Origin of the sequence: Buttiauxella noackiae ATCC 51607 (assembly GCF_001654865.1) — a bacterium.
Taxonomy (GTDB): domain Bacteria; phylum Pseudomonadota; class Gammaproteobacteria; order Enterobacterales; family Enterobacteriaceae; genus Buttiauxella; species Buttiauxella noackiae.
In genome coordinates this window covers 33,125-58,048 of the sequence record NZ_LXEO01000043.1, presented here as the reverse complement: position 1 = coordinate 58,048, position 24,924 = coordinate 33,125, and the positions used below count along the sequence as shown (strand labels likewise).

Annotated in this window: 21 protein-coding genes and 1 other RNA gene; 18 read left to right on the top strand and 4 right to left on the bottom strand. The window is 49.5% G+C overall.

Going from position 1 to position 24,924, the window contains the following annotated elements; translation table 11 throughout:
• Positions 1-493: 493 nt before the first annotated feature.
• The 8 genes from tdcA (at position 494) to M979_RS13940 (ending at position 10,140) form a co-directional block, all read left to right on the top strand.
• Complete coding sequence (gene tdcA, locus M979_RS13975) at positions 494-1,432, top strand: transcriptional regulator TdcA (RefSeq protein WP_064555298.1); 939 nt, start codon at positions 494-496, stop codon at positions 1,430-1,432.
• A gap of 100 nt (positions 1,433-1,532) precedes the next feature.
• A complete protein-coding gene (gene tdcB / locus M979_RS13970; protein ID WP_034457758.1) occupies positions 1,533-2,522 on the top strand; it encodes a bifunctional threonine ammonia-lyase/L-serine ammonia-lyase TdcB in 990 nt (329 codons plus the stop codon).
• Positions 2,523-2,609: 87 nt separating this feature from the next.
• Complete coding sequence (tdcC, locus tag M979_RS13965) at positions 2,610-3,941, top strand: threonine/serine transporter TdcC (protein WP_034457756.1); 1,332 nt, start codon at positions 2,610-2,612, stop codon at positions 3,939-3,941.
• Between the two features lie 29 nt (positions 3,942-3,970).
• A complete protein-coding gene (gene tdcD / locus M979_RS13960; protein ID WP_064555297.1) occupies positions 3,971-5,179 on the top strand; it encodes a propionate kinase in 1,209 nt (402 codons plus the stop codon).
• Positions 5,180-5,209: 30 nt separating this feature from the next.
• Positions 5,210-7,504 carry a formate C-acetyltransferase gene (gene pflB / locus M979_RS13955; protein WP_064555296.1) on the top strand — a complete coding sequence of 765 codons (2,295 nt, stop codon included), beginning with the start codon at positions 5,210-5,212 and terminating at the stop codon, positions 7,502-7,504.
• 157 nt (positions 7,505-7,661) lie between these two features.
• Positions 7,662-8,522 (top strand): small-conductance mechanosensitive channel MscS, encoded by an 861-nt coding sequence (locus M979_RS13950; RefSeq protein ID WP_034457751.1) that lies wholly within the window; start codon positions 7,662-7,664, stop codon positions 8,520-8,522.
• 139 nt (positions 8,523-8,661) lie between these two features.
• Entirely contained in the window at positions 8,662-9,297 is a 636-nt protein-coding gene (gene argO / locus M979_RS13945; RefSeq protein WP_064555295.1) for an arginine exporter ArgO, read from the top strand.
• A gap of 108 nt (positions 9,298-9,405) precedes the next feature.
• The gene (locus tag M979_RS13940) at positions 9,406-10,140 is read left to right on the top strand and encodes an oxidative stress defense protein (protein WP_064555294.1); all 735 of its coding nucleotides are present in this window, start codon (positions 9,406-9,408) and stop codon (positions 10,138-10,140) included.
• Between the two features lie 112 nt (positions 10,141-10,252).
• On the opposite strand, the gene argP is transcribed toward M979_RS13940, so the two are convergent.
• Complete coding sequence (gene argP, locus M979_RS13935) at positions 10,253-11,152, bottom strand: DNA-binding transcriptional regulator ArgP (protein ID WP_034457745.1); 900 nt, start codon at positions 11,150-11,152, stop codon at positions 10,253-10,255.
• Positions 11,153-11,319: 167 nt separating this feature from the next.
• On the opposite strand from argP, the gene rpiA reads away from it, so the two are divergent.
• The 3 genes from rpiA to M979_RS13920 all read left to right on the top strand — a co-directional run bounded on the left by rpiA (position 11,320) and on the right by M979_RS13920 (position 14,226).
• Positions 11,320-11,979, top strand: coding sequence for a ribose-5-phosphate isomerase RpiA (rpiA, locus tag M979_RS13930; protein WP_034457743.1), 660 nt, complete (start codon positions 11,320-11,322; stop codon positions 11,977-11,979).
• Between the two features lie 280 nt (positions 11,980-12,259).
• A complete protein-coding gene (gene serA / locus M979_RS13925) occupies positions 12,260-13,498 on the top strand; it encodes a phosphoglycerate dehydrogenase (RefSeq protein ID WP_034457741.1) in 1,239 nt (412 codons plus the stop codon).
• Between the two features lie 116 nt (positions 13,499-13,614).
• On the top strand, positions 13,615-14,226 hold the full coding sequence (locus M979_RS13920; protein WP_064555293.1) for a DUF2238 domain-containing protein: 612 nt from the start codon (positions 13,615-13,617) through the stop codon (positions 14,224-14,226).
• Between the two features lie 2 nt (positions 14,227-14,228).
• Here the strand turns inward: M979_RS13920 and M979_RS13915 are convergent, their stop codons facing one another.
• The 3 genes from M979_RS13915 to zapA form a co-directional block, all read right to left on the bottom strand.
• A complete protein-coding gene (locus tag M979_RS13915) occupies positions 14,229-14,825 on the bottom strand; it encodes a 5-formyltetrahydrofolate cyclo-ligase (protein ID WP_064555292.1) in 597 nt (198 codons plus the stop codon).
• A gap of 25 nt (positions 14,826-14,850) precedes the next feature.
• A non-coding RNA gene (gene ssrS / locus M979_RS13910) (6S RNA) lies at positions 14,851-15,034 on the bottom strand.
• Between the two features lie 41 nt (positions 15,035-15,075).
• The gene (gene zapA / locus M979_RS13905) at positions 15,076-15,405 is read right to left on the bottom strand and encodes a cell division protein ZapA (protein ID WP_034457736.1); all 330 of its coding nucleotides are present in this window, start codon (positions 15,403-15,405) and stop codon (positions 15,076-15,078) included.
• A gap of 166 nt (positions 15,406-15,571) precedes the next feature.
• Between zapA and M979_RS13900 the strand changes: the two genes are divergently transcribed.
• The 7 genes from M979_RS13900 (at position 15,572) to gcvP (ending at position 24,908) form a co-directional block, all read left to right on the top strand.
• Positions 15,572-16,150 (top strand): YecA/YgfB family protein, encoded by a 579-nt coding sequence (locus M979_RS13900; protein WP_034457734.1) that lies wholly within the window; start codon positions 15,572-15,574, stop codon positions 16,148-16,150.
• Positions 16,151-16,174: 24 nt separating this feature from the next.
• Positions 16,175-17,491 carry a Xaa-Pro aminopeptidase gene (gene pepP, locus M979_RS13895; RefSeq protein WP_064555290.1) on the top strand — a complete coding sequence of 439 codons (1,317 nt, stop codon included), beginning with the start codon at positions 16,175-16,177 and terminating at the stop codon, positions 17,489-17,491.
• On the top strand, positions 17,488-18,666 hold the full coding sequence (gene ubiH, locus M979_RS13890) for a 2-octaprenyl-6-methoxyphenyl hydroxylase (protein WP_064555289.1): 1,179 nt from the start codon (positions 17,488-17,490) through the stop codon (positions 18,664-18,666). The genes pepP and ubiH overlap by 4 nt, the downstream gene beginning before the upstream one ends.
• A gap of 12 nt (positions 18,667-18,678) precedes the next feature.
• Positions 18,679-19,881 carry an FAD-dependent 2-octaprenylphenol hydroxylase gene (ubiI, locus tag M979_RS13885; protein ID WP_064555288.1) on the top strand — a complete coding sequence of 401 codons (1,203 nt, stop codon included), beginning with the start codon at positions 18,679-18,681 and terminating at the stop codon, positions 19,879-19,881.
• A gap of 420 nt (positions 19,882-20,301) precedes the next feature.
• The gene (gene gcvT, locus M979_RS13880) at positions 20,302-21,399 is read left to right on the top strand and encodes a glycine cleavage system aminomethyltransferase GcvT (RefSeq protein ID WP_064555301.1); all 1,098 of its coding nucleotides are present in this window, start codon (positions 20,302-20,304) and stop codon (positions 21,397-21,399) included.
• Positions 21,400-21,421: 22 nt separating this feature from the next.
• On the top strand, positions 21,422-21,811 hold the full coding sequence (gcvH, locus tag M979_RS13875; protein ID WP_034457727.1) for a glycine cleavage system protein GcvH: 390 nt from the start codon (positions 21,422-21,424) through the stop codon (positions 21,809-21,811).
• Between the two features lie 223 nt (positions 21,812-22,034).
• On the top strand, positions 22,035-24,908 hold the full coding sequence (gene gcvP / locus M979_RS13870; RefSeq protein WP_034457725.1) for an aminomethyl-transferring glycine dehydrogenase: 2,874 nt from the start codon (positions 22,035-22,037) through the stop codon (positions 24,906-24,908).
• Positions 24,909-24,924: the final 16 nt, after the last annotated feature.

The following is a 24,924-nucleotide window of genomic DNA, read 5'->3' as shown; positions in this document are numbered from 1 at the left end:
GCGCCTTGTGCGGGTTTTTTTACGACAGTAATGAGAAAGCAATCGTTTATATCTCAATATTTAAAATGAAATATTCCGTTAAACTCACTGCTCATAATCCAATAAACCCTTTATTTAAGTTCATTAAATGCTCAAATAAACAGGTTGGGTGCATTAATTAATTTTTAAAAATAACACGATTAGTTTATATTTCACTTTAAAACCTAAGATAAATCTTCTCTTGCTATTATAAAATGCAGTATGAACAGCTGCTTATTTAAACTTATATGATTAAATTATCTCCATAACTTAATTTTATTAGGGTGCTTAAGGTTGATGTTTATCATATTAAAGGCTAATTGTTTTTTGTATCTATCTGTTTTTAAAGTATTTAATTTAGTTGATTGCTCTATATGCAATTAACTCTCAAGTATTTGTGAGTCAAGCCACATAACATCCTGTGTGCAATTCGTTATGATCTTCTGCATGGAAAGTAAATTGAGCGCAGAACTTCATGGACAATAATTCGTTACCAAAGACACAACACCTGATGGTATTCCAGGAAGTTGTCAGAAGTGGTTCATTTGGTTCTGCGGCAAAACAGCTTGGCCTCTCACAACCAGCAGTCAGTAAAGTTATTAGTGAGATGGAAGCTTATTTCGGCTTAGAGATCATCATTAGAAAAAATACCGGCGTAATATTAACCGAAGCAGGCAAAGTGTTACTGACATACTCAGAATCCATCACGCGTGAACTGAGAAATATGTGCAGCGAAATGAGTCGAATGATTGGCAATACTGTCTGTGATGTATCATTTGGCTATCCTTCCCTGATCGGTTTTACTTTTTTGCCCGGCATGATGAAAGAGTTTAAAGGGCTCTTTCCGCAATCTCAGGTATCAATGTTTGAAGCCCAGCTTTCCTCATTCTTGCCCGCAATCCGTGATGGTCGTCTGGATTTTGCTATCGGTACGTTGAGTGATGAAATGCTATTGCAGGATCTCCATATTGAGCCGCTGTTTGAGTCAGAATTCATTCTGGTCGCGAACCGAACACGGGTAGTCAAAGGAACGACTACGCTAAGTGCTCTGAGCCATGAACAATGGGTCTTGCCGCAAACGGAAATGGGATATTACAGCGAACTCCTTACTACGCTACAAAAGAACAATATTAAAAGCGAAAACATCGTTAAAACTGATTCGGTAGTGACTATTTATAATTTAGTGTTGAATGCCGACTTCCTGACGGTAATCCCTCGAGATATGATTGCCCCATTTGGTTCTAACCAATTTATAAAAATTCCAGTTGAAGATAAATTACCTATTGCTCGCTATGCTGCGGTGTGGTCTAAAAATTACCGAATTAATCATTCTGCAGCCACATTAGTTGAGCTTGCCAAAAAACACTCGTTGCGTAGCCATTTTCAATTTAATCAATTAACTGAAGTTGCTTAGCATAATTCAGTAATTGATAAATATATAACTTATTCAAGGCGATTGATTTAATAAGCAGTCACCTCCTGTATTGTTTTAGCTTTTTAATGTTGAGGTCAACATGCATATCGACTATGAACTTCCTGTAACTATTATTGATGTTCTTGAAGCAAAAAAAAGACTCGCTGGATATATATATAAAACAGGAATGCCTCGTTCTAATTACCTTAGTGAATGCTGCAAGGGCGAGATATTTTTGAAATTTGAAAATATGCAGCGTACCGGTTCATTTAAAATACGCGGTGCTTTTAATAAACTTAGCTCCTTAACTGAAGAAGAAAGAAAAAAAGGGGTAGTGGCTTGTTCTGCTGGCAACCACGCGCAAGGGGTTTCACTTTCCTGCGCCATTCTGGGCATCGATGGCAAGGTGGTGATGCCTAACGGTGCACCGAAATCTAAAGTGGCAGCAACTACTGATTACTCCGCGCAGGTAGTGATGCACGGTGATAACTTCAACGACACCATCGCTAAGGTCAGCGAAATTGTTGAGATGGAAGGGCGTATTTTCATACCGCCGTATGATGATGAACATGTTATTGCCGGGCAAGGCACCATCGGCCTCGAGATTCTTGAAGATTTATATGATGTCGATAACGTTATCGTGCCGATTGGCGGTGGTGGCTTAATCGCGGGTATAGCGCTGGCGATTAAATCAATTAACCCGACAATTAATATTATCGGTGTGCAGGCTGAAAATGTGCATGGTATGGCCGCATCATTTTATAAAGGCGAACTGATGGCACACCGTACTTCAGGTACATTAGCCGATGGCTGCGATGTTTCTCGTCCGGGCAGAATAACCTATGAAATAGTGAAGAAATTAGTTACCGACATTGTTTTAGTCAGTGAAGATGAAATTCGCAACAGTATGGTGGCGTTAATCCAACGCAATAAAGTTGTTACTGAAGGCGCTGGTGCTCTGGCCACGGCGGCTTTATTAAGTGGCAAATTGGATCACTATATTAAAGGCCGTAAAACAGTAAGTATTATCTCCGGCGGAAACATCGATCTCTCGCGTGTTTCGCAAATCACAGGATCAGCAGATATTTGATATAGCCAACTAATTCGGGTTGCACTCAGAATAATAAATGTGTAGCCCGGAATATAACGGATATTGAATTATTAAAGGAACTCTATTATGAGTAATACTGACGCAACTATTATTGGCCAAAAAGCTGTATCGCAGTGGCGTAAATCTGACACTACCTGGACATTAGGCTTATTTGGCACCGCTATCGGCGCCGGAGTTTTATTTTTCCCTATTCGTGCAGGTTACGGTGGCTTAATTCCAATATTGATTATGTTGTTCCTGGCCTATCCCATTGCATTTTATTGCCACCGCGCACTAGCACGCCTGTGTCTTTCAGGCAGCAACCCTTCTGGAAATATTACCGAAACGGTAGAAGAGCATTTTGGTAAGACTGGTGGTGTGGTCATTACCTTCCTGTACTTCTTCGCCATTTGCCCGCTGCTGTGGATTTACGGCGTTACTATTACCAACACCTTTATGACTTTCTGGGAAAACCAGTTGCAACTCATGCCGCTAAACCGCGGTGTAGTAGCGCTGTTCCTGCTGCTATTGATGGCTTTTGTTATCTATTTTGGCAAAGACCTGATGGTCAAAGTCATGAGCTATCTGGTGTTCCCGTTCATTGCCTGCCTGATCCTGATTTCTGTCTCGCTGATCCCTTACTGGAACTCTGCGGTTATCGACCAGGTGAGTCTCAGCGATATTTCCTTTACCGGCAGTGACGGCATTCTGGTGACCGTATGGCTCGGTATTTCTATCATGGTCTTCTCCTTTAACTTCTCGCCGATTGTCTCCTCGTTTGTAGTTTCTAAACGCGAAGAGTATGAGCAGGACTTCGGCAGGCAGTACACCGAAGACAAATGCTCCAAAATTATCTCCCGTGCCAGCATGTTAATGGTGGCCGTTGTGATGTTCTTCGCCTTCAGCTGCCTGTTCACGCTCTCTCCACAAAATATGGCTGAAGCTAAAGCGCAAAATATTCCGGTGCTTTCTTATCTGGCAAACCACTTCTCATCGATGTCTGGTTCTAAGTCTACCTTTGCAACCACACTTGAGTATGGCGCGTCGATTATTGCCCTGGTCGCTATCTTCAAATCCTTCTTCGGCCACTATCTTGGCACCCTCGAAGGGCTTAACGGTCTGGTTCTCAAGTTTGGCTATAAGGGCGATAAAACCAAAGTCTCTGGGGGAAAACTCAATCTTATCAGTATGGTCTTTATCATGGGGTCGACCTGGGTTGTGGCTTATGCTAACCCGAACATCCTCGATTTGATTGAAGCGATGGGCGCACCAATTATTGCCTCTCTGCTTTGCCTGCTGCCAATGTATGCCATTCGCAAAACCCCTGCTCTGGCGAAATATAAAGGCAGAACCGAAAACATTTTTGTCACAGTAATTGGTTTGCTGACCATTCTTAATATTGTTTACAAGCTTATTTAATTACTTACTCAGGATGAGTGGAATTTAAAATGAATGAATACCCGGTAGTGTTGACGATTAACTGTGGTTCTTCTTCGGTTAAGTTTTCAGTGTTAGATGCAGAAACTTGCGATGTGCTTTTATCTGGAATTTGTGAAGGTATTAATACCGAACATGCATTTTTAACGGTCAATGATGGAGAGCCAGTTATTCTGGCTCACCAGAATTATGAAGAGGCACTGGCGGCAATATCTGCTGAACTTGAGAAGCGTCATTTAATTGATAGTGTGGCCTTTGTTGGCCACCGTATTGCTCACGGTGGTTCTTTATTTAGCGAGTCTGTATTAATTACCGATGACGTTATAGACAAAATTCGCCAGGTTTCACCTTTGGCTCCGCTGCACAATTATGCCAATTTACACGGCGTGGAGTCTGCACGGCTTCGTTTTCCGGGCCTTCCTCAAGTCGCGGTATTTGATACCAGTTTCCACCAGACGCTAAAGCCCGAAGCTTATCTGTACGGTTTGCCATATCGTTACTTTGAAGAGTACGGTGTGCGCCGCTATGGGTTCCATGGAACTTCACATCGTTACGTAGCGCAGCAGGCATGTGAGTTATTAGGTCTTAGGCCAGAAGACTCGGGGTTGGTGATTGCTCACTTAGGAAATGGAGCTTCGGTTTGTGCGGTTCAGAATGGTGCGAGCGTCGACACTTCAATGGGCATGACGCCTCTCGAAGGGCTGATTATGGGCACACGTTGTGGTGACGTGGATTTTGGCGCAATGGCCTGGCTTGCTCGTCAGACAGGGCAATCGATGGATGATCTTGAGCAGGTCGCCAATAAAGAGTCAGGGCTACTGGGTCTTTCAGGTCAGTCATCTGATTTACGTACGCTGGAAAATGCCTGGCACAATGGTGATATACGGGCGCAATTAGCAATAAAAACATTTGTCCATCGTATTACCCGAACAATTGGTGCACATGTCGCTGCGTTAAAACGTTTTGATGGCGTTATTTTTACCGGCGGTATTGGTGAGAACTCAATACTTATTCGTCGCCTGGTCGCCGAGCGGTTACGCGTTTTTGGTATTGAAATGGATGTAGATAAAAATAACCAGCCTAACCGAATTGGTGAACGTGTTATTTCCTGCTCACAGTCGCCGGTCAATTTAGCTGTTATTCCCACCAATGAAGAAAAAATGATTGCGTTTGATGCTTTGCATTTAGGTAGAGAATGCCATCTCGCAGAATACGTCTGAATTAATCATCTGGTACAAAGGAATGAAGTAATGAAAGTGGATATTGATATTACCAACGATAATTATTCCCATGCCTGGCAGCAGTTTTCGGGCGAAGAATGGAAAAAGACAATTAATGTTCGGGATTTTATCCAGCAGAACTATACACCGTATGAGGGTGATGAATCATTCTTAGCGGGTGCAACTCCAGCGACAACTGCGCTGTGGGAAAAGGTCATGGACGGTATTCGTATCGAAAATGCCACCCATGCCCCGGTGGATTTCGACACCAATATTGCCACCACGATTACGGCCCATGCACCGGGTTATATTCTCAAAGAGCGTGAGAAAATTGTTGGTTTGCAAACCGATAAACCGCTGAAGCGTGCCCTCCATCCGTATGGCGGCATCAATATGATCAAAAGCTCATTCGAAGCTTATGGTCGTGAAATGGATGCAGACTTCGAATACCAGTTCACCTCACTGCGTAAAACCCATAACCAGGGGGTATTTGACGTTTATTCACCGGATATTCTGCGCTGCCGTAAATCGGGCGTGCTGACCGGCTTACCGGACGGTTATGGTCGTGGTCGTATTATCGGTGATTACCGCCGTGTGGCGCTCTACGGGATTGCGTATCTGGTACGCGAGCGGGAATTACAGTTTGCCGATCTACAGGGCCAGCTTGAGCGCGGTGAAAAACTGGAAGCAGTGATACGTCTGCGTGAAGAGTTGTCTGAACATCGCCGCGCACTGTTACAAATCCAGGAGATGGCGGCGAACTATGGCTTTGATATTTCACGTCCAGCCAACAATGCACAAGAAGCGCTGCAATGGCTCTATTTTGCTTATCTGGCCGCGGTGAAATCGCAAAATGGTGGGGCGATGTCGCTGGGCCGTACCACCACGTTTATCGATATTTATATTGAACGCGATCTGAAAGCGGGCTTGCTGACTGAGTTGCAGGCACAAGAGCTGGTCGATCATTTTATTATGAAGATCCGTATGGTGCGCTTCTTGCGTACGCCAGAGTTCGACTCGTTGTTTTCCGGCGACCCAATCTGGGCGACAGAAGTCATTGGTGGTATGGGATTGGATGGGCGCACACTGGTCACCAAAAATGCGTATCGCTACCTCAACACGCTTTACACTATGGGGCCTGCACCAGAGCCGAACCTGACGATTCTGTGGTCGGAGGCGTTGCCGAAACCATTCAAAGTGTATGCAGCAAAAGTCTCTATCGAAACCTCGTCTTTGCAATATGAAAATGACGATCTAATGCGCTGTGATTTTGACAGTGATGATTATGCGATTGCCTGCTGTGTCAGCCCAATGGTGATTGGCAAACAGATGCAGTTCTTTGGTGCACGCGCTAACCTGGCAAAAACGCTGTTGTATTGCATCAACGGCGGCATGGATGAAAAACTCAAAATCCAGGTCGGCCCGAAAATGCCGATGTTGTTGGACGATGTTCTGGATTATGAAACGGTGATGAGCAGCCTCGATCACTTTATGGACTGGCTGGCAGCGCAATACATCACGGCGCTCAATCTCATCCACTATATGCACGATAAATACAGCTACGAAGCCTCGCTGATGGCGCTGCACGACCGGGATGTTTATCGCACGATGGCATGTGGTATTGCCGGGCTCTCGGTGGCGGTGGACTCGCTTTCCGCGATCAAATACGCGACGGTGCAACCGGTGCGTGACCAAAGCGGGCTGGCAGTAGATTTCGTGATTGAAGGGGAGTACCCGCAATACGGTAATAATGACGATCGTGTTGATGCCATTGCCTGCGATCTGGTTGAGCGCTTTATGAAGAAGATCCAGGCGCTGCCAACTTATCGCAATGCGGTGCCGACTCAGTCGATCCTGACGATCACTTCAAACGTGGTGTATGGGCAAAAAACGGGTAACACACCGGATGGTCGCCGTGCCGGAATGCCATTTGCACCAGGGGCGAATCCAATGCACGGACGGGATCGGAAAGGTGCGGTGGCTTCATTAACGTCGGTAGCCAAACTGCCGTTCAGCTACGCCAAAGATGGTATCTCTTATACTTTCTCGATTGTTCCTGCGGCATTAGGGCGTGATGACGCCGTGCGCCAGTTAAACCTGGTGGGTTTGCTGGATGGTTATTTCCATCACGATGTGCGAACTGAAGGTGGGCAGCATCTGAATGTTAACGTCATGAACCGGGAAATGTTGCTTGATGCCGTTGAACACCCGGAAAACTACCCGACGCTGACCATTCGTGTTTCCGGCTACGCGGTGCGTTTTAATGCACTCACGCGTGAGCAGCAACAGGATGTGATTTCTCGCACCTTTACTCACGCTATCTGATACCTCGCTGCATTTATTCACTCTTTAAACCCGCCACGTGCGGGTTTTTTTCGGCCAAATTTGTGAGCAACTTGGCATATTCGGTTGTTTTGTTTACCCTTTAAACTCTCTGTTGTGCCTTTCAGGCGCAAAAATCAGTAATGACAAGGAACCGTGAATGGAAGATCTCAACGTAGTAGACAGTATTAATAATGCTGGAGGCTGGCTGGTGCGCAACCAGGCGTTACTGCTGAGCTATGCGGTCAACATTGTGGCGGCGATTGCGATAATCATCGTCGGGATGATCGTGGCTCGCGTGGTTTCCAATACTATTAACCGTGTGATGTTGGCGCGTGGTATTGATGCGACGGTAGCTGATTTCCTTTCCGCTCTGGTGCGTTACGGCATCATCGCATTTACATTAATTGCCGCGCTGGGGCGCGTTGGCGTACAGACTGCGTCCGTTATCGCTGTGCTCGGTGCCGCAGGTTTAGCCATTGGCCTGGCATTGCAAGGTTCGCTTTCTAACCTTGCGGCAGGCGTCTTGCTGGTTACCTTCCGCCCATTCCGCGCGGGTGAATATGTTGATCTCGGCGGTATTGCAGGCTCGGTACTGAATGTGCAGATTTTCTCCACCACTTTGCGCACTGTAGACGGCAAAATCGTTGTCGTGCCAAATGGTAAAATTATCGCCGGCAATATTATTAACTTCTCCCGCGAACCGGTGCGCCGCAACGAATTTATCATCGGCGTGGCGTACGATTCGGATATCGATAAAGTTAAGCAAATCCTGACAGATATCATCACCAGCGATGAGCGTGTGCTAAAAGACCGCGAAATCACCGTGCGCCTCAATGAGCTTGGGCCATCAACCATTAACTTTGTGGTACGTGCCTGGAGCAACAGTGGTGACCTGCAAAATGTCTATTGGGATGTGCTGGAACGCATTAAACGCGAGTTTGATGCACAGGGGATCAGCTTCCCTTATCCGCAAATGGATGTGAATTTCAAACGTGTGAAAGAAGCAGAAGCTGCATAAGAATGATTTTCTCGGCCAGCTTCGGCTGGCCTGATTATTATTAGCCATACTAATAAGCCATTAATATTATCCATTTCCTCTAATAATTATTCCTCATTACACTCTTCCTCAATCGCTAAACATTGAAGAGTGAATCACCGTGTTATCTTATTTCTTTCAAGGTCTTACATTGGGCGCTGCGTTAATCCTGCCGCTGGGGCCACAAAATGCGTTTGTGATGAACCAGGGCATTCGCCGCCAATATCATCTGATGATTGCTTCTCTTTGCGCAATTAGCGATGTAGTGCTGATTTGCGGTGGGATATTTGGCGGTAGCGCGCTGCTGATGCAATCGCCATGGCTGCTGGCTATCGTCACGTGGGGCGGTGTGGCATTCCTCTTGTGGTATGGCTGGGGCGCATTGCGTACCGCGATGAGCAGCAGCGTTGAGCTGGCGTCGGCTGAGGTGATGAAGCAAGGGCGCTGGAAAATTATCGCCACCGTACTGGCGGTGACCTGGCTTAATCCGCATGTTTATCTGGATACTTTTGTGGTGCTGGGGAGTCTCGGCGGGCAACTGGCTGATGAACCGAAACGCTGGTTTGCATTAGGTACCGTGAGTGCGTCTGTTCTGTGGTTTTATGGTCTGGCACTGCTGGCGGCATGGCTGGCACCGCGCCTGCGTACCGCGAAAGCGCAGCGTATTATTAATGGTGTGGTTGGCGTGGTGATGTGGGTTATCGCGTTGCAGCTTGCGTCTGACGGGGTTCGCCACATTGCATCGCTGATAGGTTAATTAGCCTTTATCTGATAGACAACTGACTATTCCAGGCTAAGCTTGCAGCCAGACGTCAGTGTATTTTGCAGACGTAATGACAGTGGAATGTAGCATGGAGGAATTACAGTGAAGTTTAAAACCCTGGCATTAGCCGCTTTAGTGGGATTAGGTTCGGTTCCGGCGTTGGCCGATGAGTTGCCAAATGGCCCACATGTCGTGACATCCGGCACCGCAAGCGTGGATGCTGTTCCTGACATTGCTAAGCTCGCAATCGAAGTTAATGTGTCAGCCAAAGATGCTGCATCAGCTAAAAAACAGGCTGACGATCGCGTTGCACAATACCTGACATTCTTGCAGCAAAGTGGCATTGAGAAGAAAGACATCAATGCTGCCAATCTTCGTACCCAACCAGAATATGAATACCTGAAAGATGGTAAAACGCAGCTTAAAGGCTACATTGCCGTGCGTCAGGTTGATGTCACGCTGCGTAAACTCGACAAAATGAACGAGTTGCTTGATGGCGCATTAAAAGCGGGTCTTAACGAAATTCGTTCTGTTTCTCTGGGGGTTGCAAACCCGGAAGCTTATAAAGACAAAGCACGTAAAGCCGCTATTGACGATGCCGTTCGCCAGGCAAAACTGCTGGCCGAAGGCTTTAGCAGCAAGTTGGGCCCAGTTTATAGCGTGCGTTACCACGTCTCTAACTACCAGCCCGCGCCGATGGTACGGATGATGAAAGCTGACGCGGCTGCGCCGGTTTCAGCCCAGGATACCTACGATCAGCAAACAATTCAGTTTGACGATCAGGTTGATGTGGTGTTTGAACTCGAACGCGCTAAGAGCGAGCAGTCTGCACAATAAATGGTGGATGGCGCTGCGCTTACCCACCCTACAAAATCGTAAAATGTAAGTCGGATAAGCGTTAGCGTCATCCGACAAAACAAGAAGGCCGCTAAATATTAGCGGCCTTTTTCTATTCTGCGTCCTGTCGTAGAACTTTATGTCCGTATTCAAGCAGTGCATCGGTCACATTACGCATCATGCGGCTTTCTGGCGCAAAGCGGTGCCAGTAAAGCATCCGGCGTTGCATCAGCCCCGGTGTCAGGTCAATCAGCTCACCGTTGTTAATCTCTCTTTCAATTTGCAGATGCGGAATCATGCAACATGTGGTTCCCTGGCGCGCCAGTTGTACGAAGGCTTCCGACGAGTTAACAATGTGGCACGGCACGCTGCCCGGCGACAAATCGAAATTTTGCTGTAAGAACGCTTGATGCATGTCGTCGAGATGGTCAAACGCGACGGCAGGGGCTTTTAGCAGCGCTGAACGCGTGACGCCGTTCGGGAAATAGCGCGCTGCAAAATCTTTCGAACCGACAAACAGATAATCTAGCGCACCGAGTCGGTCGACCAGGCAGCTTGGCAGCGGCTGTGGCTGAATGGACACCGCACCGACCACTTCACCGCGACGCAGGCGTTCTTGCGTTCGGGTTTCATCTTCAACCTGAAGATTAAGGCGGATAGGGGAGTCTGCCAGAACAGGCGCGAGTGCCGGCAGCAACCAGGTTGCCAGACTGTCGGCGTTCACCGCAAGCGAAAGCAGCAGTGGCGTGGAGCCCGTTTGTTCATCGCCCAACCACTCTTCTTCAAGCAGTTCGACCTGGCGTAACAACGCCAGTAACTTTTGCCCTTGTTCGGTTGGACGGGGTGGCACGGTGCGCACTAACAACGGTTGGCCGAACATATTTTCCAGTTGCTTGATACGCTGTGAAACGGCTGATTGAGTAATGCAGAGCTTTTGTGCCGCGCGCTCAAATCCTCGTTCACGAATGACTGCATCCAGCGCCTGTAGCGTTCTATAGTCCGGGCGTTTCATTGTTGTTAGCTAACTCCTGTTTTTGTTATCCCCGCACTATGACATAAATTTGCCGCTGATCCAGACCAAAACCGCAAAGTTCGCCTGAGTATTACGGCAATCGCAGGACATTTTTTTGAAGCTTGCTCTATAATGCGCGTCAGTTTTCACAGCACAGGCAAAAAACCATGACGCAGGATGAACTGAAAAAAGCAGTCGGCTGGGCAGCATTACAATATGTGCAACCAGGCACGATCGTTGGTGTGGGTACTGGCTCAACTGCCGCGCACTTTATTGATGCTCTCGGGACTATCAAGCATCAAATTGATGGCGCTGTTTCTAGCTCCGACGCTTCTACCGCCAAACTGAAAAGCCTTGGTATCACGGTTTACGATCTTAACGAAGTGGACTCACTGGGCATCTACGTAGATGGCGCAGATGAGATCAACGGCCAGATGCAAATGATCAAAGGCGGTGGTGCCGCTCTTACCCGCGAAAAAATCATCGCGTCTGTGGCGGAAAAGTTTATCTGCATTGCTGATGCGTCCAAGCAAGTGGGTATTCTTGGTAACTTCCCTCTGCCGGTTGAAGTGATTCCAATGGCACGTAGTTGTGTGGCTCGCCAACTGGTCAAACTGGGCGGCCGCCCTGAATACCGCCAGGGTGTGGTGACCGATAACGGCAACATCATTCTTGATGTTTATGGCCTGAGCATTGTCGAGCCAATTGCATTGGAAAATGCAATTAACGGCATACCTGGTGTCGTGACTGTCGGCCTGTTTGCTAACCGTGGCGCAGATGTTGCGTTGATTGGTACAGCCGATGGCGTGAAAACCATTGTGAAATGATATGACCGGGGCGCATTAGCGCCCCTTAAAATGAATAAAAAATGACAAAATAATCTAACGCCAAATTTGGTGACATATGTCACATTATTAACAACTGTCTACTTTTCATTCCTGGTTCTCTCTTCTACTTAGCATTTTCTGCTGCCAGCTATGGCTTATTCCTTTTTTGACCAGATGAGTGCGCAATCGTTTATATTGCCCCGCCCGTATTTTTTGATATTTTGGCAGAAGGGTGTCTTATCACACAGCACAACATCAGTTCTAAAAATAGGGTCGGGAAATGGCAAAAGTATCACTGGATAAAGACAAGATTAAATTCCTGCTGGTGGAAGGCGTACACCAGAAAGCCGTGGATAACCTTCGCGCAGCAGGCTATACCAACATCGAATATCACAAAGGCGCGCTGGATAGCGAAGCCCTTAAAGAGTCGATCCGTGATGCGCATTTCATTGGTCTGCGTTCCCGTACTAACTTAACTGAAGATGTTCTGTCGGCGGCTGAAAAGCTGGTGGCTGTGGGTTGTTTCTGCATCGGCACCAACCAGGTTGACCTGGATGCTGCGGCTAAACGCGGTGTACCAGTGTTTAATGCTCCGTTCTCCAACACTCGTTCTGTTGCTGAGTTGGTTATTGGCCAACTGCTGCTGCTGCTGCGTGGTGTACCGGAAGCGAACGCCAAAGCACACCGCGGCGTGTGGAATAAGCTGGCGGTTGGTTCTTTTGAGGCGCGTGGTAAAAAACTCGGCATCATCGGTTACGGCCATATCGGGACTCAGTTGGGTATTCTGGCTGAAGCGCTGGGGATGCACGTCTATTTTTACGATATTGAAAACAAGCTGACGCTGGGTAACGCGACTCAGGTTCAACATCTTTCAGACCTGCTCAATATGAGCGACGTGATTAGTCTGCATGTGCCTGAAAATGCATCTACGAAGAATATGATTGGTGCAAATGAATTAGCGCTGATGAAACCAGGTTCACTGTTGATTAACTGCGCGCGCGGTACCGTTGTTGATATCCCGGCTCTGTGTGATGCGCTGGCAAGTAAGCATCTGGCGGGGGCGGCAATCGACGTCTTCCCAACTGAGCCTGCGACCAACAGTGACCCGTTCACGTCACCACTGTGTGAGTTTGATAACGTGATCCTGACTCCGCACATTGGCGGCTCTACTCAGGAAGCGCAGGAGAATATCGGCCTGGAAGTCGCTGGCAAGCTTGCAAAATACTCTGATAACGGCTCAACGTTGTCTGCGGTGAATTTCCCAGAGGTGTCTCTGCCGCTGCACGGTGGAAGCACCAGCCGTTTGCTGCATATTCATGAAAACCGCCCGGGCATTTTGACCGCACTGAACCAGATTTTTGCCGAGCAAGGTATCAACATTGCTGCTCAATACCTGCAAACAACTCCGCAAATGGGTTATGTCGTTATTGATGTGGACGCCGAAGAAGATATTGCTGAAGCGGCACTGAAATCTATGAAGGCGATTCCGGGCACTATCCGCGCCCGTCTGCTTTACTAATCTCAAGTCTACGGGAGCCTGCACGGGCTCCCGTTTTTTCTTAAAGTCCTTTTCCTGAGTTGTTTTTTCCGCCTGTCCCACGGATAGTTAGGCTTTTAGCCAGGTGGCGAAGTAACATGACAACTACATTCTTAAAATCCGGTGCCTTTATACTTCTGCTGATTCTCATCTATACGGGATTTAGCACCGCAGACAGGCTGACCTGGCTGATGGAAGTCACTCCGGTCATTATCATTATCCCTCTGCTTTTAGCGACTCATTCGCGTTTTCCCCTCACGCCACTGCTCTATATTTTGATTTTTCTGCACGCCATTATTTTGATGGTGGGCGGTTTGTATACCTACGCCAAAGTGCCGATCGGTTTTGAAGTTCAGGAGTGGTTGGGTTTGAGCCGTAATCCTTATGACAAACTCGGACATTTTTTCCAGGGGCTGGTTCCCGCACTGGCGGCACGAGAAATTCTGATTCGGGGTGGCTATGTTCGTGGGCGTAAAATGATCGCGTTTCTGGTGTGCTGCGTCGCACTCGCCATCAGTGCGGTTTATGAACTCATTGAATGGGCGGCGGCGCTGTCATTAGGGCAGGGAGCAGATGAGTTTTTGGGGACTCAGGGCGACGTCTGGGACACACAATCAGATATGTTTTGTGCGCTTCTCGGTGCGCTGACTACGGTTTTGATACTGCAATACTGGCACACAAAACAGCTACTGAAACTGCGCGTAGCCTGATCTCACCACTGCCAAATCTTTGACGGCGTGACGACCGCAGGCAATGGGATATCCCATTCTTCTGCGGGTAACGCCGGAACGTGCTGGAAATCGTGTGCCAGCCCAACTGGCCACAAACCATGCTGCTGCCAGTTCTGCAGCGTGCGATCGTAAAAACCACCACCCATTCCCAGTCTTTGCCCTTGCTCGTCGAAAGCAACCAGCGGCGTAATCAGCACATCCAGTTTATTCAGCGGTAGCACGTCGCGGACATCAAGTTTGGGCTCAAGGATTTTCAGACGATTCATCACCAGGTGGCTATCCTGGGCATAACGCAGAAACAGCAAATTGCCCTTACTAAAAGGATGAAGCACTGGAAGATAAACGGTTTTTCCTGCTTGCCATAAAGCGCGAATTAACGGCGTGGTATCCAGTTCACCATCAAACGACAAAAACACGGCGACCGTAGCTGCTTTTGCAATAGGCCCGTATGCGAGCATCCGCACAGCGGCAAGTTCAGCAAAATGGTGTTGTTCAATTGGAGTGAGTGCACGGCGTCGTTGCCGAATATGTTGTCGGATTTCCTGGCGAAGCGATGGGATTAACTGAATTTTCGTCATGGTGATGACTGGTTGGTAGAAAGAGGGAATCTCCGAGATGCCGCCGCAGGCTGTAACCCTTGAACCCTTGGTTCAAGGTGAATGCAGCGTCAGAATCATCAGGCTTCTCGGACGGACCGAGCATGCTCACAGAATCTGGAGCGCCACATTCTTGTGGTATGAAATATCGGCTCAGGGGACTGGCCCGCATGCAAACATCTCAGAGAAATTTGGTCTTCAAAGTTACTCTACCATAGGTAACTGCGAAGTGTTATTCAAAATTTGGACCCTGTCTTTCTGTTATGCGACCTTGTTCAAGCAACGCTTGTTCGATGGTCTGCTGTAACATTCGAATACGTTCTTCCATATTGGAAGCGTAGTCGCGGGTTTTCGATTTTTCCTGAGCCAACTCGTAGCAAATGTTCAGTGCTGCGATGAAAACTAACTGCTCAGTATTTGTGACTCTAGTGCGAACTTTTAAATCTTGCAACCGTTGATTAAGCTCTTCCGCCGCAAGATTCAGTGCATCCTGTTGTTCAGGCGGACAATTCACGCGCAATGAACGACCGAAAATTTGGATATCGACTGGTTGTGCAGACATGCCACCTTCCTGCTGTTAACTCGCCTGCCTTCGTTTACCGTACCTGGTAACGAAAGGGGCGTCACTATAGCTATCCCGAAATGAAGATACAAGCCCTTTTCTGGTGCCTTGGGGTCCCTGGTGGTAGCATAACATGAACTATCCCTGCCAACGATGGCGAATGCGCATGTCTATACAGAACACTATGCCTGACTATGACTTAGTCGGCCAACTATTGAACCAACAAGGTGTGGGTCTGACGGCCTCTGAAATGCACGGCCTGATCAGCGGCATGCTATGTGGTGGCAACAAAGACACCAGCTGGCAACCGCTGTTGCACGACCTGACAAATGAAGGTCTGGCTTTTGGGCAAAACCTTGCAGATACACTTCGCCAGATGCACGGCGCAACCGGTGACTCGCTGGAAGATGATGGTTTTCTGTTTCAGCTTTATCTGCCAGATGGCGACGATGTAACGGTATTCCAGCGTGCTGATGCTCTTGCGGGTTGGGTAAACCACTTTTTACTGGGTCTGGGCGTGACTCAACCTAAGCTCGATAAAGTGACTGGCGAAACCGGCGAAGCTATCGACGATTTGCGTAACATTGCGCAACTGGGCTATGACGAAGACGAAGATCAGGAAGAGCTGGAAATGTCGCTTGAAGAGATCGTCGAGTATGTTCGAGTGGCTGCATTGCTATGCCATGACACCTTTACTCGCCCGGTTCCGACTGCGCCAGAAGTGCAAAAACCCACTCTGCATTAATAATTATAAGCTTCAGGAGGTGTGATGACTCAGCACGAATTTCTCCGGCGCCGTCAGGCGTTGTTGGCCAAAATGGCTCCGGCAAGCGCCGCGCTTATCTTTGCAGCTCCCGAGGTAACACGCAGTGCCGACAGTGAGTATCCGTATCGCCAGAACAGCGATTTCTGGTACTTCACCGGTTTCAACGAACCTGAAGCTGTACTGGTATTGATTAAAAGCGACGAGACCCATAACCACAGCGTTCTGTTTAACCGCCTGCGTGATAAAACGGCCGAAATCTGGTTTGGTCGCCGTCTTGGGCAGGAAGCTGCGCCTGAAAAGCTGGGTGTTGATCGTGCGCTGGCGTTCTCCGAAATCGGCCAGCAACTGCATCAATTGCTCAACGGGCTTGATGTGGTTTATCACGCGCAGGGCGAATACGCTTATGCCGATAACATTGTGTTTGCCGCACTGGATAAACTGCGCCATGGATCTCGTCAGAATCTCAGCGCACCGACGACACTGACTGACTGGCGCCCCTGGGTTCACGAACAGCGCCTGTTTAAGTCGGAAGAAGAAATTGTCGCTATGCGCCGCGCCGGGGAAATCACTGCGCTTGCACATACCCGTGCGATGGAAAAGTGCCAGTCGGGCATGTTTGAATACCAGCTTGAAGGTGAAATCCATCACGAATTTAATCGTCATGGCGCGCGTTTCCCCTCTTACAATACCATTGTGGGTAGCGGTGAAAACGGCTGTATTCTTCATTACACCGAAAATGAAAGCCAGATGCGTGATGGTGATTTGGTGTTAATCGACGCAGGTTGTGAATACAAAGGTTATGCCGGTGACATTACCCGCACCTTCCCGGTGAACGGTAAATTCAGCGCGCCGCAGCGTGCGATTTACGACATCGTCCTCGAATCCCTTGAAACTGCTCTACAACTCTATCGTCCAGGCACCTCGATGCAGGAAGTTACCACGCAAGTGGTGCGCATTATGGTTAATGGACTGGTGAAGCTCGGCATTCTCAAAGGTGAGGTTGAGCAACTGATTGCTGACAATGCCCATCGCCCATTCTTTATGCACGGCTTGAGCCATTGGCTGGGGCTGGATGTACATGACGTTGGCGCTTATGGTCAGGATCGCTCTCGGGTGCTTGAGCCGGGAATGGTTATCACCGTTGAACCTGGTTTATACATTGGGCCAGATGCAGATGTGCCCGCCGAGTACCGTGGCATTGGTATTCGTATTGAAGACGATATTCTTATCACCGCCGACGGTAACGAAAATCTGACCGCCAGCGTGGTGAAATCCGCGGATGATATTGAAGCCTTAATGGCGGCGGCACGTCAGTCATGAGCGTGATTATTGTCGGTGGCGGTATGGCGGGCGCGACCCTGGCACTTGCGATATCGCATTTGACCCACGGAACATTGCCGGTCCATTTGATTGAAGCAGTAGATCCTGAATCTGCGATGCACCCCGGTTTTGATGCTCGCGCTATCGCCATTGCGCAAGGGACTTGCCAGCAATTAACACGCATTGGTGTGTGGCCTGCTATTAAAGACTGCGCGACGGCAATTACCACCGTGCATGTCAGCGATCGTGGCCATGCGGGTTTTGTCACGCTGGAAGCGCAGGATTATCAAATTCCCGCGCTGGGCCAGGTGGTGGAACTGCACGACGTTGGGATACGCCTGTTTGCTCTGCTGCGTAAAACGCCGGGTGTGACTGTACATTGCCCGCAGCGTGTTTCGTCGTTTACGCGTGAAACGGATAAAGTCAGCGTCGAGCTTGATAACGGCGAGCTAATCGAAGGCCAGTTGCTGGTGGCTGCCGATGGTTCGCGTTCACCGCTTGCCGCGCAGTGCGGCATGACCTGGCAGCAACAGGATTATCAACAGGTGGCGGTTATCGCCAATATCACCACCTCTGAGCCTCATCACGGGCGCGCATTCGAACGTTTTACCGAGCATGGTCCGCTAGCGATGTTGCCGATGTCTGATGGGCGCTGCTCGTTAGTCTGGTGCCATCCGCTGGACGCTCAGGCTGAAATATCGCAGTGGAGCGACGAGCGTTTCTGCAACGAATTACAGCGTGCATTTGGCTGGCGACTTGGGCGAATTACCCATGCTGGTGCGCGAGCGCAATACCCTCTGTCGTTGACTACGACTTCGCAGTCGGTATCACACCGCGTTGCGTTGGTCGGAAATGCTGCGCAAACCTTGCATCCGATTGCCGGACAGGGATTTAACCTTGGCTTGCGGGATGTCATGTCGCTTGCTGAAAATCTGGCTGTTGCGCACGAAGCATCTCAGGATGTTGGCAGCTATGCCGTTTTGGCTCGCTACCAGCAACGTCGCAGTGAAGATAAAATTGCCACCATTGGCGTGACGGATGGCTTAGTTCAACTGTTCGCCAACCGTTGGGTTCCGCTGGTAGTGGGGCGCAATCTTGGACTAATGGCGATGGAACATTTTACCCCGGCACGTGATGTGTTGGCACGGCGTACCCTCGGTTGGGTTGCGCGTTAAAGGAGAGTCAATTTGCAAAGCGTTGATGTGGCGATTGTTGGTGGTGGCATGGTTGGACTGGCAGTTGCCTGTGGTCTACAAGGCAGTGGTTTGCGAGTCGCTGTGTTGGATAACCACCTCCCGCAACCACTAGCCCCTGAATCTGCACCGGCATTACGTGTCTCTGCCATCAATGCCGCCAGCGAAAAACTGCTGGCTCACCTTGGCGTATGGCCGAAAATTATCGCTCAACGCGCCAGTTGTTATCACGGCATGGAAGTGTGGGATCAAGACAGCTTCGGGCATATCGCTTTTGACGATAAATCCTTTGGTTTCAGTCATCTTGGACACATTATCGAAAACTCGGTAATCCATCATGCCTTGTGGCAGCGTGCCGAGCAGTGCAGCGACGTGACTCTGATGGCTCCAGCCGAATTGCAACAGGTCGCATGGGGTGAAAACGAAGCGTTTATTACCTTGAAAGATGGTGCAATGCTGACCGCGCGTTTGGTTGTCGGCGCTGATGGTGCGAACTCCTGGCTACGCAATCAGGCCGATATTCCGCTGACTTTTTGGGATTATCGCCATCATGCACTGGTTGCCACCATCCGTACCGCTGAACCACATGAAGCAGTGGCTCGTCAGGTGTTTCATGGTGAAGGGATTTTGGCCTTCCTGCCATTAAGTGACCCGCATTTATGTTCGATTGTCTGGTCATTGCCGCCGCTGGAAGCTGAACGTATGCAACAGGTAAGCGATGAAGAATTTAACCAGATGCTGTCCGTCGCATTCAATATGCGCCTTGGTTTGTGCAGTGTTGAAAGCGAACGCCAGGTATTCCCACTGACAGGCCGTTACGCCCGCAATTTTGCGGCTCACCGCCTGGCGCTGGTTGGCGATGCGGCACACACCATTCATCCGTTAGCCGGGCAGGGTGTGAATCTTGGGTTTATGGATGCCGCTGAACTGATTGATGAAGTGCGTCGTTTGCATCGCCAGGGCAAAGACATCGGGCAGTATTTGTATCTGCGTCGCTACGAGCGTAGCCGTAAACACAGCGCGGCGATGATGCTTGCCAGTATGCAGGGTTTCCGCGATCTGTTTGCTGGAAGCAACCCGGCGAAGAAACTGCTGCGCGATATTGGCCTGAAACTAGCGGATACGTTGCCGGGTGTGAAACCGCAACTTGTAAAGCAGGCGATGGGCTTACACGATCTTCCGGCCTGGTTAAGATAACTACGTCACAATTCCCTTTTCGTTTATCGGAAAGGGAAACGCCCCCTCATTTGAAAAATTCTAATCTCACCTGTTATTTCGGATTACTTTTTCTCATTCCACGTTTTTAGCGATGTAGTGAATTTGTTTCTGAAATGGTCGTAAATGTTAGCTAACGCTAAATTATGACTCAAACACTTCTTATTTATGCGCGGTGTCTCGCATTTTTCCAGTCGAATACTCTGCATGCTGCGGCTTCTGTTTTGGTCATAAGCTAATGCTATAACGATTTTAGCCTTATGGTTTACTCCCTCATTCAGTGGTAACTTCAGACAAAAGGTAACGTTTGCGTCGCCCTCGGGATCGATGGCGGTGCTGGGTTTCGTCTGAAGAAAAGAAAAGCGAAATACGCTTTTCAACCAGATGGTTAAAGAGGAAAAAATGACTCAAAAGACCCCTTTGTTTGAACAGCACAATCTCTGCGGTGCGCGCATGGTGGACTTCCATGGCTGGATGATGCCATTGCACTATGGCTCGCAGATTGATGAGCACCATGCAGTGCGCAACGATGCCGGAATGTTTGATGTCTCCCACATGACCATCGTTGATCTGAAAGGCAGCCGCACCCGCGAATTCCTGCGTTATCTCGTCGCAAACGACGTAGCGAAATTGACCCAACCGGGTAAAGCCCTCTACACCGCCATGCTCAACGCCTCCGGCGGTGTTATCGATGACCTGATTATCTATTTCCAGACCGAAGACTTCTTCCGCCTGGTGGTGAACTCCGCCACCCGCGAAAAAGATCTGGCCTGGATTAATCAACACGCTGAACCGTTCGCCGTTGAAGTCACCGTGCGTGATGACTTGTCGCTGATTGCTGTTCAGGGTCCAAATGCTCAGGCTAAAGCCGCGCAATTGTTTACTGAAGAACAACGCAAAGCAGTGGCTGGTATGAAGCCATTCTTCGGTGTTCAGGCGGGTGACCTGTTTATTGCCACCACCGGTTATACCGGTGAGGCGGGCTATGAAATTGCCATGCCAAATGAAAAAGCTGCCGAGTTTTGGGCGCAACTGGTTGAGATTGGCGTGAAACCTTGCGGCCTTGGCGCGCGTGACACGCTGCGTCTGGAATCCGGTATGAACCTGTATAGCCAGGAAATGGATGAGAGTGTTTCTCCATTAGCCGCGAATATGGGATGGACTATCGCCTGGCAACCTGAAGACCGTGATTTTATTGGTCGTGAAGTCCTGGAGAGCCAGCGTGAGAAAGGCACCGACCAGCTCGTTGGCTTGATCATGACGGAAAAAGGCGTATTACGTAATGAACTGCCTGTTCGTTTTACTGATGAATCAGGCAACATCCGTGAAGGCGTTATTACCAGCGGGACCTTCTCGCCGACGTTAGGTTACAGCATTGCTCTGGCACGTGTTCCTGCGGGCATTGGCGAAACTGCCATTGTTCAAATCCGCAACCGAGAAATGCCGGTCAAAGTAACCAAACCAATTTTTGTTCGCGGCGGTAAAGCTGTCGCGCAGTGAATTTGAAATCAGGAGAAAAACAATGAGCAATGTGCCTAACGAATTGAAATACAGCAAAGAGCATGAGTGGCTGCGTAAAGAAGCTGATGGTACTTACACCGTTGGTATCACCGAGCACGCGCAAGAGCTGCTGGGCGATATGGTGTTTGTCGACCTGCCAGATGTTGGTGCAACTGTAAGCACGGGTGATGACTGTGCTGTTGCCGAGTCTGTGAAAGCGGCTTCCGATATCTATGCACCAATCAGCGGTGAAATCATTGCCGTGAATACCGAACTGAGCGATGCGCCAGAATTGATCAACAGTGAGCCGTACGCCGCGGGTTGGATCTTCAAAATCAAAGCTAGCGACGAGTCTGAACTGGACGGTCTGCTGGACGCAACTGCGTACGAAGCTCTGTTAGAAGACGAATAAATTCCCTCATCCTTCGTGTTGCTGGGGTGTTGGCGTCGCTCAAACACCTCAGTCACGTACTTATGTACGCACCTGGCGATGTTTTCGCTTACCGCCTACCAGCAACACAAATGATTTTAGGAATTGAAATTAGTCGGGTGAGCTGTACCAGCCCGGTTTGTAGGGTGGATAAACATAGTGCCATCCACCGCTAAAGCCCCACATGTTTCAGGAATCACCGCTCATGACCCAGTCTTTACGTCAGCTTGAAAATCACGAAGCGTTTATCGACCGTCACATTGGACCAAACGCACAGCAGCAACACGAAATGCTGGAGACGGTGGGCGCTCGTTCGTTAAACGAGCTGATCGCTTCGATCGTTCCGGCTGATATCCAGCTTGCCGAGCCACCGCAGGTGGGTGAGGCTGCAACCGAATTCGCGGCTCTGGCTGAATTAAAGACCATTGCCAGCCGTAACAAGCGTTTTAAAACGTACATCGGCATGGGTTACACCGCGGTGCAAACTCCCCCGGTGATTCTGCGTAACATGTTGGAAAATCCAGGCTGGTATACCGCATACACGCCGTATCAGCCTGAAGTATCACAAGGCCGTCTTGAAGCTCTGCTTAATTTCCAGCAAGTTACGCTGGATCTTACTGGCCTTGATATCGCTTCTGCTTCTTTGCTCGACGAAGCCACTGCCGCTGCTGAAGCAATGGCAATGGCTAAGCGCGTCAGCAAACTCAAAAATGCCAACCGTTTCTTTGTTGCCGCCGACGTGCATCCGCAAACGCTGGATGTGGTGCGCACCCGTGCTGAAACCTTTGGCTTTGATGTGATTGTTGATGACGCCGCGAAAGTGCTGGATCATCAGGATGTATTCGGTGTGCTGCTGCAACAAGTGGGTACTACCGGTGAAGTGCATGATTACAGCGCGCTGATTAGCGAACTGAAACAACGTAAAGTCATCGTGAGTGTTGCCGCTGACTTTATGACGCTGGTTCTGCTGACCGCACCAGGTAAACAAGGTGCAGACATCGTGTTTGGTTCCGCACAGCGCTTCGGCGTGCCAATGGGCTACGGTGGTCCACATGCCGCGTTCTTTGCCGCGCGTGACGAATTTAAACGCTCCATGCCTGGCCGTATTATCGGTGTCTCCCGCGATGCAGCGGGCCGTACTGCGCTGCGCATGGCGATGCAAACTCGCGAGCAACATATCCGCCGCGAGAAAGCGAACTCCAACATTTGTACGTCTCAGGTTCTGCTGGCAAACATTGCGAGCCTGTATGCAGTTTTCCACGGCCCGGCTGGCCTGAAACGCATTGCATGGCGCATTCACCGTTTGACTGATGTTCTGGCCGCAGGCTTACAGCAAAAAGGCCTGGTGCTGCGTCACAAACATTGGTTTGACACTATCTGTGTTGAAGTGTCCGATAAAGCTGCTGTTCTGGCGCGCGCTGAAGCGAGTGAAATCAACCTGCGCAGCGACATTCTGAATGCAGTTGGCATCACACTTGATGAAGCCACCACGCGTGAAGATGTACAGTCGCTGTTCACCGTATTGCTGGGTGAGAACCATGGTCTGGATATCGACAAATTAGATCAAAACGTGGCAGGTGATAGCCTGTCTATTCAGAAAGGCATGTTGCGTGAAGACGCGATCCTGACGCATCCGGTATTTAACCGCTATCACAGCGAAACCGAAATGATGCGTTACATGCACTCGCTTGAACGCAAAGATCTGGCGCTCAACCAGGCGATGATCCCACTTGGCTCATGCACCATGAAGTTGAACGCTGCTGCTGAGATGATCCCAATTACCTGGCCTGAATTCTCAGAATTGCATCCATTCTGCCCGGCAAACCAGGCAGAAGGTTACCACCAGATGATTTCTCAGCTGTCTGACTGGCTGGTGAAACTGACCGGTTACGACGCGCTTTGCATGCAGCCAAACTCTGGTGCGCAAGGTGAATATGCGGGCTTACTGGCGATTCGTCGTTACCATGAAAGCCGCAACGAAGGCAGTCGTAATATCTGTCTGATCCCAAGTTCAGCACACGGTACTAACCCGGCATCTGCGCAAATGGCTGGCATGGAAGTGGTGGTGGTGGCTTGTGATAAACAGGGCAACATCGATCTTCACGATCTGCGCCTGAAAGCCGAACAGGCTGGCGATGCCCTGTCTTGTATCATGGTGACCTACCCGTCTACTCACGGCGTGTACGAAGAGACGATCCGTGAAGTCTGCCAGATCGTGCATCAGTTTGGCGGCCAGGTTTACCTCGATGGCGCAAATATGAACGCACAGGTCGGGATCACTTCACCGGGCTATATCGGCGCCGATGTTTCTCACCTTAACCTGCACAAAACCTTCTGCATTCCACACGGCGGCGGCGGCCCAGGTATGGGGCCGATCGGTGTGAAAGCGCACCTGGCTCCGTTCGTACCAGGCCATAGCGTTGTGCAAATTGAAGAGATGCTGACTCAACAGGGCGCAGTTTCCGCAGCACCGTTTGGTAGTGCATCGATTCTGCCAATCAGCTGGATGTACATCCGCATGATGGGTGCGCAGGGGCTGAAAAAGGCAAGCCAGACGGCAATCCTGAACGCTAACTATATTGCCACTCGCCTGAAATCTGCCTTCCCGATTCTTTATACAGGGCGCAGTGGCCATGTGGCGCATGAATGTATTCTCGATATTCGCCCACTGAAAGAAGAGACTGGCATCAGCGAACTGGATATTGCTAAACGACTGATTGATTTCGGTTTCCACGCGCCAACGATGTCGTTCCCGGTTGCGGGTACGTTGATGGTCGAGCCAACTGAATCAGAAAGCAAACTGGAACTGGATCGCTTTATCGATGCGATGCTGACTATCCGCACTGAAATCGACCGCGTTGCGCGTGGTGAATGGCCGCTGGAAGATAACCCACTGGTTAACGCGCCGCACACGCAGGACGAAATCGTTGCTGACTGGACACATCCATATACCCGCGAACTGGCGGTGTTCCCGGTAGGCCATAGCAATAAATACTGGCCAACGGTGAAACGTCTGGATGATGTATACGGCGACCGCAATCTGTTCTGCTCTTGTGTGCCGATGAGCGAATATCAGTAACATTTATCCCGCGATA

Excerpts from the sequence above, each read along its gene's own strand:
- tdcA (WP_064555298.1), top strand. The coding sequence starts at position 494 with ATGGACAATAATTCGTTACCAAAGACACAACACCTGATGGTATTCCAG.
- tdcB (WP_034457758.1), top strand. The coding sequence starts at position 1,533 with ATGCATATCGACTATGAACTTCCTGTAACTATTATTGATGTTCTTGAA.
- tdcC (WP_034457756.1), top strand. The coding sequence starts at position 2,610 with ATGAGTAATACTGACGCAACTATTATTGGCCAAAAAGCTGTATCGCAG.
- tdcD (WP_064555297.1), top strand. The coding sequence starts at position 3,971 with ATGAATGAATACCCGGTAGTGTTGACGATTAACTGTGGTTCTTCTTCG.
- pflB (WP_064555296.1), top strand. The coding sequence starts at position 5,210 with ATGAAAGTGGATATTGATATTACCAACGATAATTATTCCCATGCCTGG.
- M979_RS13950 (WP_034457751.1), top strand. The coding sequence starts at position 7,662 with ATGGAAGATCTCAACGTAGTAGACAGTATTAATAATGCTGGAGGCTGG.
- argP (WP_034457745.1), bottom strand. The coding sequence starts at position 11,152 with ATGAAACGCCCGGACTATAGAACGCTACAGGCGCTGGATGCAGTCATT.
- rpiA (WP_034457743.1), top strand. The coding sequence starts at position 11,320 with ATGACGCAGGATGAACTGAAAAAAGCAGTCGGCTGGGCAGCATTACAA.
- serA (WP_034457741.1), top strand. The coding sequence starts at position 12,260 with ATGGCAAAAGTATCACTGGATAAAGACAAGATTAAATTCCTGCTGGTG.
- M979_RS13920 (WP_064555293.1), top strand. The coding sequence starts at position 13,615 with ATGACAACTACATTCTTAAAATCCGGTGCCTTTATACTTCTGCTGATT.
- M979_RS13915 (WP_064555292.1), bottom strand. The coding sequence starts at position 14,825 with ATGACGAAAATTCAGTTAATCCCATCGCTTCGCCAGGAAATCCGACAA.
- zapA (WP_034457736.1), bottom strand. The coding sequence starts at position 15,405 with ATGTCTGCACAACCAGTCGATATCCAAATTTTCGGTCGTTCATTGCGC.
- M979_RS13900 (WP_034457734.1), top strand. The coding sequence starts at position 15,572 with ATGTCTATACAGAACACTATGCCTGACTATGACTTAGTCGGCCAACTA.
- pepP (WP_064555290.1), top strand. The coding sequence starts at position 16,175 with ATGACTCAGCACGAATTTCTCCGGCGCCGTCAGGCGTTGTTGGCCAAA.
- ubiH (WP_064555289.1), top strand. The coding sequence starts at position 17,488 with ATGAGCGTGATTATTGTCGGTGGCGGTATGGCGGGCGCGACCCTGGCA.
- gcvT (WP_064555301.1), top strand. The coding sequence starts at position 20,302 with ATGACTCAAAAGACCCCTTTGTTTGAACAGCACAATCTCTGCGGTGCG.
- gcvH (WP_034457727.1), top strand. The coding sequence starts at position 21,422 with ATGAGCAATGTGCCTAACGAATTGAAATACAGCAAAGAGCATGAGTGG.
- gcvP (WP_034457725.1), top strand. The coding sequence starts at position 22,035 with ATGACCCAGTCTTTACGTCAGCTTGAAAATCACGAAGCGTTTATCGAC.